The following is a 16,535-nucleotide window of genomic DNA, read 5'->3' as shown; positions in this document are numbered from 1 at the left end:
GATGACGCCGCCAAGGGCAGTACAGCAATCAGCCGATCCCGCCAATCTCCTCCTTGAACCGCAACCGCCACCCATGCAGCAATGGCTCGGTATACCCGCTCGGCTGCTCGCGCCCCTTGAATACCAGGTCACAGGCCGCCCGGAACGCATGGGACTCCCCGAACCCCGGCGCCATCGGCCGGTACGCCGGGTCCGCGGCATTCTGCTGGTCCACCACCGCCGCCATGCGCTCCAGCGTCTCGCGCACCCGCGCCGTCTCCACCACGCCATGGTGCAGCCAGTTGGCCACATGCTGCGCCGAAATGCGCAGGGTCGCGCGGTCTTCCATCAGGCCGACATCATGGATATCCGGCACCTTGGAACAGCCCACCCCTTGCTCCACCCAGCGCACCACATAGCCGAGGATGCCCTGGCAGTTGTTGTCCAGCTCGGCCTGGATCTCGCTGTCGCTCCAGCCCCGCGATGCACTCACCGGCACGCTCAGCAGATCCCGCAGCAGCGCCGGCCGCTCCTGTTCCAAGTCGATGGCCTCCAGCCCCGCCTGGACCGCCTGCACATCCACCTGGTGATAGTGCAGGGCATGCAGGGTCGCGGCCGTTGGCGAGGGTACCCACGCGGTGTTGGCCCCGGCCTTGGGATGGGCGATCTTCTGCTCCAGCATCGCCGCCATCAGGTCCGGCATGGCCCACATGCCCTTGCCGATCTGCGCCCGCCCACGCAGGCCACAGGCCAGGCCCACCAGCATGTTGTTGCGCTCGTAGGCCTGGATCCACGCGCAGCCCTTCATATCGCCCTTGCGCAGCATGGCTCCGGCCTCCATGGCGCTGTGCATCTCGTCGCCGGTGCGGTCGAGGAAGCCGGTGTTGATGAACACCACTCGCTGCGCCGCCTCGGCGATGCAGGCCTTGAGGTTGACGCTGGTGCGCCGCTCCTCGTCCATGATGCCCATCTTCAGCGTGTGCCGCGGCAGGCCGAGCAGGTCTTCCACGCGGCCGAAGAGCGTGTTGGCGAACGCCACTTCCCGCGGGCCATGCATCTTCGGCTTGACGATATAGACGCTGCCGGCGCGGGAGTTGCCCTGGCGCTGCAGGTCATGCATCGCGGCCAGGCTGGTGACCACGGCATCGAGGATGCCTTCGGGAATCTCGCGGCCGTCCTGGTCGAGGATCGCGGGATTGCTCATCAGGTGGCCGACATTGCGCACGAACAGCAGCGAGCGACCCGGCAGGACCAGCTCGCCGCCGTCCCGCCCGACGTAGCGGCGATCCGGATTCAGGGTGCGGGAAAACGCCTTGCCGCCCTTGCTGACCTGCTCGCTCAGGCCGCCCTTCATCAGCCCCAGCCAGTTGCGGTAGACCAGCACCTTGTCGTCGGCATCCACCGCCGCCACCGAGTCCTCGCAGTCCATGATGGTGGTGATCGCCGATTCCACCAGCAGGTCCTTGACCCCGGCCGGGTCGCTGGCGCCGATCGGGCTGGTGCGGTCGACCTGGATCTCGACATGCAGGGCGTGGTTTTTCAGGAGGATCGCGGTGGGGGCCTGGGCATCGCCCTGGTGACCGGCAAACTGACCGGCGTTGGCCAACCCTGTGACGGAGCCGTTGGCCAGCGCCACCTGGACTGTGCCGTCCACCACCCGATAAGACCGGGCCTCGGTGTGGGAGGCGCCTTCGAGGGGGAAGCTATCGTCGAGGAACGCTCGGGCCCAGGCCACGACCCGGACGCCACGCACCGGGTTGTAGCCGGCGGTTTTCTGCGCGCCATCGTCCTCGCCGATGACATCGGTGCCATACAGCGCGTCGTACAACGAACCCCAACGCGCATTGGCGGCGTTCAGCGCATAGCGGGCGTTCATCACCGGCACCACCAGCTGCGGCCCGGCCTGGGTGGTGATCTCGTGGTCGACATTGGCAGTGCCGACCCGCACCTCGGCGGGCTGGGGCAGCAGGTAGCCGATGTCTTCGAGGAAGGCGGTGTAGGCGGGCAGGTCGGTGACCGGCCCCGGATGCTTGCGGTGCCACTCATCCAGCTGGCCTTGCAGGCGGTCCCGCTCGGCCAGCAGGGCACGGTTCTCCGGCGCCAGGTCATGCACCAGGCTGTCCAGGCCCTGCCAGAAGGCGTCGGCCGACACCCCGGTGCCGGGCAATGCTTCATCCTCGATGAAGCGCTTGAGGTTTTCTGCCACCTGCAAGTGGTGGCACTGGGTACGCTGGGTCAACTTGGATTCTCCTTCAAGACTGTTCATTCAAAGGGCTGCCGCGCCGACCGCGGCCACCTGTGCATCCTGTTCCGACTTCACCCCGGACACGCCCACCGCACCGACTACCTGGCCATCCACCAGCACCGGTACGCCGCCTTCCAGCGAGGTCAGCAATGGCGCACTGACGAAGGCCGTGCGCCCGCCGTTGACCATGTCCTCGTAGCCCTTGGTCTCGCGCCGGCCAAGGGCGGCGGAGCGGGCTTTCTCGGTGGCGATGTAGGCGCTGATCGGCGCGCAGCCGTCGAGGCGTTCCAGGGCCAGCGGGTGGCCGCCGTCGTCGACGATCGCCACGCTGATGTTCCAGCCGTTGCGCAGTGCTTCCTCGCGGGCGGCGGCGAGCAGGCGGGTGACATCGCTGTGTTCCAGTACGGCTTTACGTTGCATGGGGTTGCTCCTGGGCAAGGGCTTCTTCGACCAGCTCGATCCAGTGCCGCACGGGCGTGCGCCCGGCGCCGTCGAGGTGGGTCTGGCAGCCGATATTGGCGGTGACGATGATTTCCGGGTTGCCGCTCTCCAGCGCGTTGAGGCGGTTGTCCCGCAGGCGCCGTGACAGCTCGGGCTGGGTCAGCGAGTAGGTGCCGGCCGAGCCGCAGCAGAGGTGGCCGTCAGGCACATTGGTGAGGCTGAAGCCGAGGCGGCCGAGGATGGCTTCCACGGCGCCGCCGAGCTTCAGCGCATGTTGCAGGGTGCACGGGCAATGGAAGGCCAGGCGGCGTTCGGCGTGAATTCCGAGGGACTCCAAGGGTTCGGCGTCCAGCACCTGGGAAAGGTCCCGGCTCAGGGCGCTGACCCGTGCCGCCTTCACCGCATAGTCTGGATCGTTCTCCAGCAGATGGCCGTAGTCGCGGACGAAGGCGCCGCAGCCGCTGGCGGTCTGCACGATGGCCTCGGCACCGGCCTCGATCGCCGGCCACCAGGCGTCGATATTGCGCCGGGCCCGTTCCAGGCCTTGTTCCTGGGCATTCAGGTGATAGTCCACGGCACCGCAGCAACCGGCTTCCCGCGCCGCGACCACGGAGATCCCCAGGCGATCGAGCACCCGTGCCGCGGCCGCATTGGTATTGGGTGACAGCGACGGCTGCACGCAGCCTTCGAGCATCAGCACCTTGCGCGCATGGCGACTGGCCGGACGCGCCTTGGCCTGCGGTGCATGGCGCGGCAGCTTGGCCTTGAGCATCTGTGGCAGCAGCGGGCGGAAGACCTGGCCCGTGCGGCTCAGGGCCTTGAACAGCGCCGGGCGCGAGACCACGGCGCGCAGGCTTTCCCGCAGCAGGCGTTCGCCCAGCCCGCGGGGCACCTGTTCCTCGACCACCGCCCGCCCGATATCCAGCAGGTTGTGGTACTCCACCCCGGACGGGCAGGTGGTTTCGCAGTTGCGGCAGGACAGGCAGCGGTCCAGGTGCTCGCGGGTACTGGCCGTTACGTCCTGGCCTTCGAGCACTTGCTTGATCAGGTAGATGCGCCCGCGCGGGCCGTCCAGCTCGTCGCCCAGCAACTGGTAGGTAGGGCAGGTGGCGGTGCAGAAGCCGCAGTGCACGCAGGAGCGCAGGATGCGCTCGGCTTCCTCGGCGCGGGGCAGGCTGCGGGCCTGTTCGCTCAGATGGGTTTGCATGACGTCTCAGACCTCCGCGTAGAGTCGGCCAGGGTTGAAGATGCGCTGGGGATCGAGCTGTTTCTTCAGACTCTGGTGGTAGCGCAGCAGCAGGGGCGGCAAGGGTTGGAACGGCATGTCGTGCTGGCCGTAGCAGGTGGCATGGCCGCCGACGGCGCTCACGGCTTGGCGGATGTCTTCGGCTGGGGCGTCGGACAGCAACCAGCGTTGCGCCCCGGCCCAGTCCAGCAACTGCTGGCCGGGAATCTCCAGCGGCGGCGTGTCGTTGGGTACGGACAGGCGCCATAGCGGCTGGTCGCTGGCGAAGAACGGCAGGTGCAGTTCGCGCAGCCGGGTCCAGTAGCTGCTGTCGACAGGTTCGCCGCCGAGCCGCTGGCAGGCGGACTTCACCGAGCCTTCGCCGCCTTCCAGGCGCAGGTGCAGGGCATCGCCGTCATGACAGGCGGCGCTGATGGGCAGTGGTTGCTGGCCCCATTCCGCCAGTTCGCAGAGCGCGGTAGCGGCGTCCATGTCCAGCCTCAGGCTGACGCAGGTACGCGGTTTCGGCAGCACCTTCAGCGAGACTTCCACAAGCAGCCCCAGGCAGCCGAAGCTGCCGGCCAGCAGGCGCGACAGGTCGTAGCCGGCGACGTTCTTCATCACCTCGCCGCCAAAGCGCAGCAACTGGCCGTGGCCGGTGATGACCCGGGTGCCGAGCACATGGTCGCGGGCCGAGCCGGACCATGGACGCCGCGGACCGGACAGGCCGCTGGCGATGGCGCCGCCGAGGGTAGCGCCGTCACCGAAGTGTGGTGGTTCGAAGGGCAGCCGCTGGCCCCGGGCATCGAGGGCTGCCTCGATTTCCGCCAGCGGCGTGCCGGCCCGGGCGGTGAGCACCAGCTCGGTGGGGTCGTAGCTGACGATGCCACGGTGGGCGCGGGTGTCCAGCACTTCGCCGGCCACCGGGCGACCCAGCATGGCCTTGCTGTTGCCGCCCTGGATGCGCAGCGGGATGTTCTCATTGATGGCCTGGTTGACCTGCTCCAGCAGGGCGGCGCTGTGATCGTGATCGCTGTTCATCAGAAGCGCTCCAGTTCCGGGAAGGGCAGTTTTCCCTGGTGGACATGCATCGAGCCGAACTCGGCGCAGCGGTGCAGGGTGGGAATGTTCTTGCCCGGATTGAGCAGGCCGGCGGGATCGAAGGCGTGCTTCACCGCGTGGAACAGGGTGATTTCCTCGCTGCTGAACTGGGCGCACATCTGGTTGATCTTCTCCCGGCCGACGCCGTGCTCGCCGGTGATGCTGCCGCCCACCGCCACACACAGTTCGAGGATTCGCGCGCCCAGGGCTTCGGCGCGCTCCAGCTCGCCCGGCTGGTTGGCATCGAAGAGGATCAGCGGGTGCATGTTGCCGTCGCCGGCATGGAACACGTTGGCCACCCGCAGGCCGAATTCCCGCGACAGCTCCTCGATGCCACGCAGCACCGCCGGCAGTTCGCGCCGGGGGATGGTGCCGTCCATGCAGTAGTAGTCCGGGGAAATCCGCCCGACCGCCGGGAAGGCATTCTTGCGTCCGGCCCAGAAACGCACGCGCTCGGCCTCGTCGCGGGCCAGGCGCACCTCGGTGGCGCCGGCCTGCTTCAGCACGGCCTCGACCCGCTCGCAGTCCTCGCGCACATCGGCCTCGACGCCGTCCAGCTCGCAGAGGAGCATGGCGGCGGCGTCCACCGGGTAGCCGGCGTGGATGAAGTCTTCGGCGGCGCGGATCGACAGGTTGTCCATCATCTCCAGGCCGCCGGGAATGATGCCGGCGCCGATGATATCGGCCACTGCGCGCCCGGCGGCTTCCACCGAGTCGAAGCTGGCCAGCAGCACCCGCGCCACCTGCGGCTTGGGCAGCAGCTTGACGGTGACCTCGGTGACGATACCGAGCATGCCTTCGGAGCCGGTGAACAGGGCCAGCAGGTCGAAGCCCGGCGCGTCCAGGGCATCGCTGCCGAGGGTCAGGTGCTCGCCCTCGACGGTGAGGATGTCCACCCGCAGCAGGTTGTGCACGGTCAGGCCGTATTTCAGGCAGTGCACGCCACCGGCGTTCTCGGCGACATTGCCGCCGATGGAGCAGGCGATCTGCGACGAGGGATCGGGGGCGTAGTACAGGCCGTGGGGCGCCGCCGCCTGAGAGATCGCCAGGTTGCGCACGCCGGGCTGGACCCGGGCGAAGCGGCCCTGGGGGTTGATCTCGATGATCTGGTTGAAGCGCGCCATCACCAGCAGGATGCCTTTTTCCAGGGGCAGGGCGCCGCCGGACAGGCCGGTGCCGGCACCGCGGGCGACCACCGGGACCTGGTTGGCATGGCACAGCCTGAGCAGGGTCTGCACCTGTTCGATGCGCTCCGGCAGGACCACCAGCAGCGGCATCACGCGGTAGGCGGAGAGGCCGTCGCACTCGTAGGGGCGCAGGTCTTCGGCGCGATGGAGGATTTCCAGGTCGGGCAGGGCCTGGCGCAGTTGCGCCAGCACCTTGGCCTTGTCGACCGCAGGCAGCGCGCCATCGACGCGCTCGTCGTAGAGGATGTTCATCGGGCTCGGACGTCCGTTTCTTGTTGTTGGGCTGAACGCTGCCCAGACTGCGCGCGGGGTGGTGTGGCGTCGATAGGCGGGATAACTGGTCCTACCAGTTTTTGCCGGGATTCATCGGTGAAGGTGGCTATACGGTGGATTTCGCCGATACACTCGGGGCACAAGTCAGCATCGAATTTCCAACTGGTCCTACCAGTTGAAAGGAGTGTTCCGATGGGCGAAGCCAAGACCCAGATTGCCGACCAGGTGGCCGCGCGGATCGAGAAACTGATCGTCGATGGCGTGCTCAAGGTCGGGCAGGCGCTGCCGTCGGAGCGGCGGCTGGTGGAAAAGCTCGGTTGTTCGCGCTCGGCCTTGCGCGAAGGGCTGCGGGTGCTGCGCGGGCGGGGCATCGTCGAGACCGAGCATGGGCGAGGCTCCTATGTCGCCGACCTGAACCGGGCCGAGGACGCCACGCCGCTGATGCACCTGTTCAGCTCGCAGCCGCGGACCCTGTTCGACCTGCTGGAAGTGCGTGCGCTGCTGGAGGGTGAGTCGGCGCGGCTGGCGGCGTTGCGTGCCACCGATGTGGATCGGTTGCTGATCAAGCGCCGTTTCGACGAGATGGTGGCTTTCCATGAGGACCCGCAGGCCCAGGATGCCCGTGAGCAGGCGCGGCTGGATCACGCGTTTCACCGGGCGATCAGCGAGGCCTCGCACAACCCGGTGCTGGTGCATACGTTGCAGGGGCTCAATGAGCTGATGTTGAGCACGGTGTTCGCCTCGGTGAACAACCTGTATTGCCGTCCGGCGCAGAAACGCCAGATCGACCGGCAGCACAGCAAGCTGTATCACGCGGTGATGGAGCAGTTGCCGGAGCAGGCGCAGCGTGCGGCGCGGGAGCATATCCACAGCATTCGCGACAATCTGCGGGAGATCGAGCAGGAGGAGCAGCGGCTGGTGCGGGCGACGATGCGGTTGGAGGGGTGGGGGTAGCTGGGCTGCAAAAAAGGCGACCGATGGTCGCCTTTGGTTCAATGTGCCACCTGTCAGTGGGCCCGCGACGGCGTTTTACAAGCGCTGAAGGCCAGCGCGTCAGTTGCGTTTTTCACTTCTTCCTCGAAATCCCTGGCAACCTTTGCCGCTACTTTCTCGAAACCTTTGCTCGATTCGCCCAATGCACGGCGTTTCGCGTGAGCGGTTTCCTTGACCGGGTTCGATTCGGCATCGCGGATTCCGAGCTTTACCTGCAAGCCGAGAGGGAGTGCCTCGGATGCCTTGCGCGCACGCTTGAAATCAGCGCTGGTCAGTTCCCTGACCTCACCTTCTGCATCGACCAGCGGTTGATCAGCGGTTCTCATAGTCTTTTACCTCTCGTCCGGTCGCCTTCCTGAAGCTGGCGATCAGGCTAGTCGCCTGCGAGGCTGCCTGCCTCGGGAAATGTTCCCCTTCAGAAGCCTATTTCGTAACTGACGATGATCCGATTTTCATCCACCCCATCCTGCAGACTCGACCGCGCCGTGGCATTGCGCCAACGCAGCCCGAGGTTCTTCAGCGGTCCACTCTGCACCACATAAGCCAGGTCCGTAGTCCGTTCCCACTCATGCCCGTCCTCGCCCGCCGCCCGCAACAGCGCGGCCTTGCGCGTGGAAACACGGGCGACATCCACCTGGTCGCCCTTCACATAGCGCAAGGTAAAGGTCAGCCCCGGAATCCCCAGCGCTGCGAATTCATAGTCGTACCGCGCATGCCAGGCCCGCTCGTCCTGCAGGGAGAAGGTGTAGGCCTGCTGCTCGCTGAACAGGTAGGTGTCGGTGCCGCCGAGGTAGGCATAGGCCGTGTCGCCGGAAACCTTCTGGTAACCCCCGCTGACCCGATGTCCACCCAGCTGGTAGCCGAAGTTGCTGCTGATCACCCGGTTGTCCACCTCGCCGATCCGCGCCGCGCCGGACTCGCGCGCGGTGAAGTGACGGATCTCGCTGAAGGCCTTGCCCGGCCCCAGCGGCACGGCGTACTTCATCCCGAGGTAGGTACGTCGGTAGAAGTCCTCCAGGTCGCTGGCATGGGCGCTGAGGGTCAGGTCGGCGAACGGCTGCCAGTCGACGCCGCCATAACGGTAGCTGTCGCTGTGCACGGCGGTGGACCAGCTGCCGACCTGGGCCATGGTGCCCAGGTCCTCGGAGTCCGCCGAGTCGCGCTGCTTGACCTTGTCGACCCGGCCGAAATGGACGGTGAAGTTCCCCAGGTCGCGGGAGGTCAGTTGCCCGCCCTCGAAGTACTGCGGCAGCAGCCGGCTGTTGTTCGAGGCCAGCAGTGGCAGCACCGGGTTGAGCCCGCCATAGCGCAGCTCGGTCTTGCCGATGCGCAGCTTGGCGGTGAGCAGGGCCTTGGCGTAGTCGTCCTCGGCGCGGTTGTCGGCGTTGCGCGGCAGCAGGCCGGTGCCGGAACGGTCCGGGCTCGAATCCAGCTTCACCCCGAGCATGCCCACGGCATCCAGGCCCAAGCCCACCGGCCCCGGGGTAAAGCCCGACTGCCAGTTGAGGATGAAGCCCTGGGCCCATTCTTCGCGTTTCGACTGGCTGGGAAAACCATCGCGAAAATCCCGGCTGAAGTAGAAGTTGCGCAGTTCCAGCTTGCCCTTGCCATCGTCGATGAAGTCGGCCGAGGCACTGGCCGCGAACACGGCGCAGCCGAGCCCGGCGCCCATGGCGCGAGCCAGGCGATAGGTAGTTCTTGTCATTGTTTTTACCTGTGGGGTCGGGCTCAGGCTTTCGCCGGATTCTTCACGAACAACGCGATCAGCAGCACGCTGGCAAGGATCAGCGGGACGATGGAAAGCATGCCCATGTAGCTGACGCCAGTGAGGTCGTTGACGAAGCCGACCATGGCCGGGGAGACGATGCCGCTCAGTTGCCCCAGGGAGTTGATCGCCGCGGTACCGGTGGCGATGCCGAGTCCGGAGAAGGTCGACTGGGGAATGGTCCAGAACACCGGGATGGCAATGAAGGTGCCGGCGGTGGCGAGCACCAGGGCCAGCATCAGCGCCAGCGGATTGCCCGAGAAGCTGCAGGCGAGGATATAGCCCAAAGCCGAGGCGACCATGCACCAGAGCAGGTAGCTCTTGCGGTCACCGGTGCGGTCGGAGCGCCGGGTGACGACCAGCATGCCGATGCAGGCCACCACATAGGGCGAGGCACTGAGCAGGCCGACGGTGAGCAGGTCGTGCACGCCGGACATCTGGATCAGGTTGGGCATCCAGAAATTCAGGCCGTAGCTGGCGCTCTTGATCACGAAGTAGATCAGCGCGAACACCGCCACTTCCCGGGTCAGCAGCACCCGCCACAGCGCGCCGTGATTGCTGTCGCCACTTTTGCGGTCGGCCTGCAGGTTGTCCTTGAGCTGCTGCTTTTCTTCGTTGCTGAGCCAGCGTGCCGAGTCGATGTCCTTGTCCAGCTTCCATAGCACCGCGATGCCAAGCAGCACGCAGGGCAACCCGGAGAGCAGGAACAGCCAGTGCCAGCCGGCCAGGCCCAGCAGCCCGTCCATCCGGCCAAGGATCAGCCCGGCGGCCGGGGAGCCCACCGCGCCAGCCAGGGGCACGGCGAGGAACCACAGGCCGTTGATCCGCGCCAGGTAACGCTTGGGGAACCAGCAGGCCAGGTAGAACAGGATCGCCGGGCCGAAGCCGGCTTCCATCACGCCGATCAGAAAGCGCAGGAAGTACAGGGTGTACTGGGTGTAGGCGAACACCAGGGCGGCGGTGGCCAGGCCCCAGGACACCATGATCCGGCAGATCCACGCCGGCGCGCCGTACTTCTTCAGGCCCCAGCTGCTGGGCACTTCGAACAGCACGTAGCCGATGAAGAACATGCTCGCGGCCAGGCCGTAGGCGGCGTCGCTCAGGCCCAGCTCGGCTTGCATCTGGGTCTTGGCGAAGCTGATGTTGATGCGGTCGAAATAGGAAAACAGGAAGCAGATGATCGCCAGCGGCATGATGCGCCAGGCGACACGGCGGTACAGCAGCAGTTCGTTGATGCGGGCAGCAGGGGCGTGGTCGATGTCCAGCGCCGTCGAGGACGTGGTCATGGTGTTCTCCATTGTTGTAATTGTGCGGAGAGTGGCCGCCTTCGAGGGCGGCATGTCTTGGGTCAGGCGATGCGGATCAGGGTGCGTTTGTGGTTGCGGGCACGCTCCACGTAGTCGCCGGCATTGCGTTGGAAGGCTTGAATGGTGGCTGCGTCCAAATCACGCACCACCTTGGCCGGCACCCCGAGGATCAGCGAGTTGTCCGGGTATACCTTGCCTTCCGGGACCAGCGAGCCGGCGCCGACCAGGCAGTTGCGGCCGATCACTGCGCCATTGAGGATCACCGACTGGATGCCGATCAGGCTGCCGTCGCCGATCTGGCAACCGTGCAGCATCACCTGGTGGCCGATGGTCACGTCGTTGCCTACCCGTAGCGGGTGGCCGGGGTCGGTGTGCAGCACCGCGCCTTCCTGGACATTGCTGCCGGCGCCGATCTCGATCAGTTCGTTGTCGCCGCGCAGCACCGCCTGGGGCCAGACGCTGGCGCCCTGGCCCAGGGCCACCTTGCCGATCACCGTGGCATCCTCGGCCACGTAGACATCGTCGTGCAGTTCCGGCCGCTGGCCGTCGTATTCGTAGATCGCCATGTTCGTGTTCTCTTGTTCTTATTGATCGGTGCGCAGCACGCCGGCCTCGCGCAGGCGGGCGATCTCGGCGTCGTCGTAGCCGAGGCCACGCATCACCGCCAGGGTGTCCTCGCCGATGCGCGCGATGGGCCGGCGTGGCGCCAGGCGCTCGCCGTCGAGGGAGAAGGGCAGCAGCGGCATCTCGGTATGGCTGCCGTCCTCCAGTTCGAGGCGGGCCAGGCCGCCGCTGTGGATCAGGTGCTCGTCGTCGAACAGCTCTTCCGGGCGGCGGATCGGCGCGAAGGGAATGCCGTTGGCTTCCAGGCGCGGCGCCAGTTCGCCGGCGTCGAGGGTGGCGAAGATTTCCGCCAGGTGCGCCAGCAGGCGCGGGCGTTGCAGGACCCGGTCGTTGTTGCTGGCCAGGGTCGGATCGTTCATCAGATCCTCCTGGCCGAGCAGGGTGCACAGGGTGCGCCACTGGCCGTCGCCGGTGGCGGCGACGAACATCTGCTCGCCGCCGGCGAAGGCGAACACGTCGTAGATGGCCCAGGCGCTGATGCGGTTGGGCATCGGCGCCGCCGCCTCGCCGGTAACCACGTACTGCTGCATGTGCTGGGCGGCCAGCAGCACGCAGTTCTCGTACAGCGCGCTCTGCACTTCACGGCCCTGGCCGCTGCGCTGGCGTTCGTAGAGTGCGGCGAGCACGGCGATGGCGCCGAACATGCCGCCCATGATGTCGTTGACCGAACTGCCGGCACGCAGCGGACGACCCACCGGGCCGGTCATATAGGCCAGGCCGGCCATCATCTGCACCACTTCGTCGAGGGCCAGGCGTTTGTCGTAGGGGCCGGCGAGGAAGCCCTTGTGGGTGGCGTAGATCAAGCGCGGATTGCGCTGCTTGAGCGCCGCGTAGCCGAAGCCGAGGGCGTCCATGCGCCCGGGCTTGAAGTTCTCGATGAACACGTCGGCGCCGTCCAGCAGCTTGAGCACGGCGTCGCGGCCCTCGGCGGTCTCGACGTCCACCGCCAGGCTCTGCTTGTTGCGGTTGAAGGTGCGGAAGAAGCCGGCACCGGCGCCGAGCAGGCGGCGGGTGCCGTCGCCCTTGAGCGGTTCGACCTTGATCACTTCGGCGCCGAGGTCGGCGAGGATCATGCCGCAGGTCGGGCCCATGACCATATGGGACATTTCCACGACGCGCACGCCGTCGAGTGGCAACTGTTGCATGTTCATTCTCCCGCTGCGCTGAAGTTTTTCGGCAGGCCGGCGCGGGCGATATGGCCGTACAGCGGCTCGCCGGGCAGGGCGCTGGCCAACAGTTCGCGCGAGGCGATCAGGCGCGGCAGGTCGATGCCGGTGGTGTAGCCCATGCTTTGCAGCATGAACACCAGGTCTTCGGTCACGGTGTTGCCGGAGGCGCCGGGGGCGAAGGGGCAGCCGCCGAGGCCGGCGAGGGATGCATCCAGCTCGCGGATGCCGTGTTGCACGGCGACCAGGCTGTTGACCAGGGCCAGGCCGCGGGTGTCGTGGAAGTGCGCGGCGTGCAGTTTCGCCCCGGCGATCTCGCGGACCGCGTCGAGGGTCTCGCCGACCTGGCCGGGCGTGGCGTAGCCGGTGGTGTCGCCGAGGGAGATCTGCTCGCAACCGGTTTCCAGCACACGACGGATCAGGGCGCAGAGGTCGGCCAGGGGCACGTCGCCCTGGCGGGTGCAGCCGAAGGCGGTGGACATGCCGGCGACCATGATCACCTCATGGCGGCCGCTGCTGCTGCGCAGGTCGCACATGCGGGCGAATTCCTCGACCATTTCTTCCGGCGAGCGGCGCACGTTGGCCTGGCTATGGGCGGCGCTGACCGAGATCGGCGCGACGATGCGTTGGGCGCCGCTGGCCAGGGCGTTTTCCGCGCCGCGCAGGTTGGGGGCGAGGACGCTGACCTGCAGGTCGGGGTAGGTGAGGGCGTGGGCGACCACCTCGGCGGCGTCGGCCATCTGCGGCAGCAGGCGGGCGGGTACGAAGGACGCGACCTCCATATGGCGCACGCCGGCGGCGTAGGCCTGGTCGATCCAGCGCTTCTTGGCGTCGGTCGGCATGATGCTCTGCAGGCTTTGCAGACCGTCGCGCATGCCGACTTCGTTGATGATTATTGTTGTTGTCATGGGCTCTCTCGCGGGGTATTGCGGTGGTGTGACTAAGGTAGGCAGCGAGGGGGCGGGGGAAAAGACGTCTTTGGCGGGGGTATCCATCGTCAACCGCGATGGATCGGTTTTGGCAGGTCCGGCCTCATCGCGGGCAACGCCCGCTCCCACAAGGTCCGCGGCGACTCGATCCCTGTGGGAGCGGGCGTTGCCCGCGATGAGGCCATTGGCCGCGCCATCAAGCCGGCATTTCCGCCAACAGATGATTCAGCAACCGCCGCGCCGACGGCGACAGCCCATCCTGGTCGCGCACGCAAATGACGAACTCGCCCCGTGCCCAGGTATCGGTCAACGGAATCACCTTGAGCCCGAACATGTCCGCATACCGCGCCACCGCCTCCCGCGGCAGGATGGTCTGCGCCAGCCCCGCCTGTACCAGCCGATAGGCCGCATCGAACGACGATACATGAGCGCGGATGCGCAACTCACGGCCCAGCTCCTGGGCGGTATTGAGCATGAAGCTGTTGAGGGTGGCGAATGCCGAATGGCCGATATGCTCGTAGTCCAGGGTTTCCCCCAGGGTGATGCTGCTGCGTTCGGCCAGGGGATGCCGGGCATTGACCACCAGGGCCAGGTGATCGCGGCGGTAGGGAATGAACTCCAGCTCCCCGTTGGCCACGGTCCGGCGGCAGATGCCGAGGTCGGCCTGGCCTTCGAGCACGCCGCGGACCACGTCGAAGCTGAAGCGCTCTTCTACATCCACGCGGATATGTTCGTTGGCCATCATGAACGACGACAGCGACTCGGGCAGGAACTCCATGATCGAGGAAATGTTGGCGTGGACCTTCACATGCCCCCGCGCCCCCTCGGCATACTCGCTGATCTCGCCTTGCAGCCGCTCCATGCTGCGCATCAGCTGGCGGGCATGGCGTAACAACGCCTGGCCCGCCGGTGTCGGCGTCACCCCGCGCTTGCTGCGGCGCAGCATCGGCACGCCGAGGGCAGCTTCGATATCGGCGATGCGCTTGCTCACCGCCGAGGGTGCGATGAACTCGCGCTCGGCGGCACGGGCGATGGTGCCTTCCTCGCAGACGGCGATGAACAGGCGCAGGGAAACAGGATCGATATGCCACATCGCGGCGGGCCTTGTGCAAATGAGTGCCGGCGCAGCATACGCAAGGCACTCGCGCTGCGGCAAACCGCTCAGCGCTGGGTCAGGCGGATGATCTGCCGTGCGCAAAACGCACCGGTGAGGATCACGCCGAACAGGCGCAGGGTCTGCATGGCCAGGACCAGGCCGACATCCGAGTCGGTTTCCACTGCGATGATCGCCATGGCATCCAGCCCGCCGGGGCTGGTGGCCAGGTACATGGACAGGAAGTCGCTGCCGCTCAGGTGCGCCAGCGGCCAGGCGCAGGCGGCGCAGAGGATGATCAGCACCACCGCACCGGCGATCATGGTCGGCAGGCGTTTCCACACGTAGGCCAAGGTGTCGCGGTCGAAGCGCAGGCCGATGTAGCAGCCGATGGCGCCGTAGGCAGCGCTCAGCAGCCAGCCGGGCATGCTGATCTGCAGCACTCCGGCCAGTTGCAGGCAGCCGCCCAGCAACAGCGGCAGCAGCAGGGCGCCGGCCGGTATCCGCGAGCCACCGACGACCCCGACCAGAACCACGCCGAGCCCGAGCGCCAGGTTGGCCAGTTGTGGCGTGTTCGCTCCGGCCGCCGCACCGACGGCGATCTCGCCGCCTGCGTTGGCGCCCAGCAGGTGGCTGACCAGCGAGCCGATCATCACCACGCATACCACCCGCACGTACTGCATGGTGGCCACCACCCGGGCGTCAGCGCCGTTCTCCTCGGACATGGCCACCATGGCCGAGGCTGCGCCGGGGGCGGTGCCCCAGGCTGCGGTACTACCGGGAATACCGCCGTAGCGCACGGTACCGAGGCCGACCAGCGCGCTGAGCACCACCGTCAGCAGGGTGGCGAACAGCATCAGTTGCCAGGATTCGGCCAGGGCGCTGAGCACCGACCAGGTGATCGAATGGGCCACCAGCAGACCGACGCAGCCCTGGCCGAAGCGGAAGACATGGCGATGCAGGCGGATGCTTGCGCCACTGGCGCCGAAGGCGATGGCCACCAGCATCGGTCCGAGAAACAGGCCGGCGGGGACGGCGAGGGCATGGAGGAGTTGGCCGAAGGTGCCCGCGCAGAGGATCAGGGCAGGCCATTGGAAGAGGGGGGAACGGAACCACGGAGTGGAGGAGGGCAACGATGAAATCTCCCGATCAAGCGGTGCTGCGACGCCGCGAAAGCCAGCAGCGAGGAAATTATCGACGCCGCGATTCATCAGGTCTATTTTCTACTTTCGATGAATCCATAACTGAAATTCATGAATCATGGACCTGCGTGACCTGACTTACTTCGAAACCATCGCTGAAATCGGCCATCTGGGTCGTGCGGCGGAAAAGCTCAATCGCAGCCAGCCGGCGTTGAGCAAAAGCATTCAGCGCCTGGAGGAGTCACTGGGAACGCGCTTGTTCCAGCGTGATGGCCGGCGTATCAAGCTCACCGATGTCGGCGAGTTGTTGTTGGCCCGGGGCAAGCAACTGCGGCTGAGCATCAGCGAGACCGAGCGCGAGGTCCGCGACTTTGCCAGCGGGTTGATCGGCAACATCCGCCTGGGCTGCGCGGCGAGCATGGCCGATCACCTGTTGCCGCAGTTGGTGGGGGCGTTGCTTGAGCGCGCGCCGGAGCTGACCCTGAGCCTGTCCATCGCCCAGGACGACGTGCTCAAGGAGTCCCTCACAGCAGGCCGGCTCGACGCGACCATCTGCCCGCTGATCGTCGATGATCCGCGTTTCGTCAGCTACCCGGTCGTGCAAGACGAAGCAGTAGTGGTGGCCAGCGAGGACCATCCGGTGTTCCAGCAGGCCGTGCAGCTCAAGGACCTGTGCGCCTATCGCTGGGTACTGGCGCCGCCGACGGTGACCGCGCGGCGCTGGATCGACAACGCCTTCCTGTCCCGCCAGTTGCCGGCGCCGGTGGTGCAGATCGAGACCAATTCCATCTCGCTGTTGCCGCGGCTGATCGAGCGTACCCGCCTGCTGAGCTTTGTCGCCCGGGAGACCCTCGAGCACGGCCAGGGCATGTCCCGCCTGCGCGAGGTGGCCCTGGCCGAAACCACCATGAGCCGCACGGTGGCAGTGCTGGTCAGGGCCGAGGGCTACCTGCCGCCCGCTGCCAAGGCGATGGTGGATCTGTTGCGTGGCGACGGGCAGCGGTTCTTCAACGACTGATGCTTTACGGGCTGGCAGTCAACTGCTGCATGCTCAAGGCTGGCAGG

Annotated in this window: 16 protein-coding genes; 3 read left to right on the top strand and 13 right to left on the bottom strand. The window is 66.7% G+C overall.

The features are described 5' to 3' along the window. Positions 1-28: 28 nt before the first annotated feature. Genes AC5QPF_RS19875 through glcD form a run of 5 tightly spaced genes read right to left on the bottom strand, consistent with a single transcriptional unit; the run spans position 29 to position 6,430 of the window. The gene (locus AC5QPF_RS19875; RefSeq protein ID WP_494959517.1) at positions 29-2,218 is read right to left on the bottom strand and encodes a malate synthase G; all 2,190 of its coding nucleotides are present in this window, start codon (positions 2,216-2,218) and stop codon (positions 29-31) included. Between the two features lie 27 nt (positions 2,219-2,245). Beyond that, the gene (locus AC5QPF_RS19870) at positions 2,246-2,644 is read right to left on the bottom strand and encodes a heme-binding protein (protein ID WP_494959516.1); all 399 of its coding nucleotides are present in this window, start codon (positions 2,642-2,644) and stop codon (positions 2,246-2,248) included. Further along, entirely contained in the window at positions 2,634-3,872 is a 1,239-nt protein-coding gene (gene glcF / locus AC5QPF_RS19865) for a glycolate oxidase subunit GlcF (RefSeq protein WP_494959515.1), read from the bottom strand. Before glcF ends, AC5QPF_RS19870 begins: the two co-directional genes overlap by 11 nt. A gap of 6 nt (positions 3,873-3,878) precedes the next feature. Beyond that, entirely contained in the window at positions 3,879-4,931 is a 1,053-nt protein-coding gene (gene glcE / locus AC5QPF_RS19860; RefSeq protein WP_494959514.1) for a glycolate oxidase subunit GlcE, read from the bottom strand. Continuing rightward, positions 4,931-6,430, bottom strand: coding sequence for a glycolate oxidase subunit GlcD (glcD, locus tag AC5QPF_RS19855; protein WP_494959513.1), 1,500 nt, complete (start codon positions 6,428-6,430; stop codon positions 4,931-4,933). The genes glcE and glcD overlap by 1 nt, the downstream gene beginning before the upstream one ends. Positions 6,431-6,643: 213 nt before the next feature. Here glcD and glcC point away from each other — a divergent pair, with 213 nt between their 5' ends. After that, positions 6,644-7,405 carry a transcriptional regulator GlcC gene (gene glcC, locus AC5QPF_RS19850; protein WP_494959512.1) on the top strand — a complete coding sequence of 254 codons (762 nt, stop codon included), beginning with the start codon at positions 6,644-6,646 and terminating at the stop codon, positions 7,403-7,405. Between the two features lie 53 nt (positions 7,406-7,458). Here the strand turns inward: glcC and AC5QPF_RS19845 are convergent, their stop codons facing one another. The 8 genes from AC5QPF_RS19845 to AC5QPF_RS19810 all read right to left on the bottom strand — a co-directional run bounded on the left by AC5QPF_RS19845 (position 7,459) and on the right by AC5QPF_RS19810 (position 15,470). Further along, positions 7,459-7,770: a hypothetical protein gene (locus AC5QPF_RS19845; RefSeq protein WP_494959511.1), complete on the bottom strand. Its 312-nt coding sequence runs from the start codon at positions 7,768-7,770 to the stop codon at positions 7,459-7,461. 89 nt (positions 7,771-7,859) lie between these two features. After that, positions 7,860-9,149: an OprD family outer membrane porin gene (locus AC5QPF_RS19840; protein WP_494959510.1), complete on the bottom strand. Its 1,290-nt coding sequence runs from the start codon at positions 9,147-9,149 to the stop codon at positions 7,860-7,862. Between the two features lie 23 nt (positions 9,150-9,172). After that, a complete protein-coding gene (locus tag AC5QPF_RS19835) occupies positions 9,173-10,495 on the bottom strand; it encodes an MFS transporter (RefSeq protein ID WP_494959509.1) in 1,323 nt (440 codons plus the stop codon). A 62-nt stretch (positions 10,496-10,557) separates the two neighbouring features. Then, positions 10,558-11,082 (bottom strand): gamma carbonic anhydrase family protein, encoded by a 525-nt coding sequence (locus tag AC5QPF_RS19830; protein WP_494959508.1) that lies wholly within the window; start codon positions 11,080-11,082, stop codon positions 10,558-10,560. Between the two features lie 18 nt (positions 11,083-11,100). Beyond that, on the bottom strand, positions 11,101-12,285 hold the full coding sequence (locus AC5QPF_RS19825; RefSeq protein ID WP_494959507.1) for a CoA transferase: 1,185 nt from the start codon (positions 12,283-12,285) through the stop codon (positions 11,101-11,103). A 2-nt stretch (positions 12,286-12,287) separates the two neighbouring features. Then, entirely contained in the window at positions 12,288-13,214 is a 927-nt protein-coding gene (locus tag AC5QPF_RS19820) for a hydroxymethylglutaryl-CoA lyase (RefSeq protein ID WP_494959506.1), read from the bottom strand. A 217-nt stretch (positions 13,215-13,431) separates the two neighbouring features. After that, positions 13,432-14,328: a LysR family transcriptional regulator gene (locus tag AC5QPF_RS19815; RefSeq protein ID WP_494959505.1), complete on the bottom strand. Its 897-nt coding sequence runs from the start codon at positions 14,326-14,328 to the stop codon at positions 13,432-13,434. Between the two features lie 68 nt (positions 14,329-14,396). Next, positions 14,397-15,470, bottom strand: a complete 1,074-nt coding sequence (locus tag AC5QPF_RS19810; protein ID WP_494964213.1) for an AbrB family transcriptional regulator — start codon at positions 15,468-15,470, stop codon at positions 14,397-14,399. On the opposite strand from AC5QPF_RS19810, the gene AC5QPF_RS19805 reads away from it, so the two are divergent. Both AC5QPF_RS19805 and AC5QPF_RS19800 read left to right on the top strand, forming a co-directional pair. After that, the gene (locus AC5QPF_RS19805) at positions 15,464-15,607 is read left to right on the top strand and encodes a hypothetical protein (RefSeq protein WP_494964291.1); all 144 of its coding nucleotides are present in this window, start codon (positions 15,464-15,466) and stop codon (positions 15,605-15,607) included. The two genes, AC5QPF_RS19810 and AC5QPF_RS19805, sit on opposite strands and share 7 nt — an antisense overlap. Further along, positions 15,589-16,488, top strand: coding sequence for a LysR substrate-binding domain-containing protein (locus tag AC5QPF_RS19800; protein ID WP_494959504.1), 900 nt, complete (start codon positions 15,589-15,591; stop codon positions 16,486-16,488). The genes AC5QPF_RS19805 and AC5QPF_RS19800 overlap by 19 nt, the downstream gene beginning before the upstream one ends. Positions 16,489-16,535: the final 47 nt, after the last annotated feature.

The organism is Pseudomonas sp. Con_6 (assembly GCF_059379395.1).
Note: the sequence above shows the minus strand (reverse complement) of the source record. Positions and strands in the feature narration are given on the sequence as shown.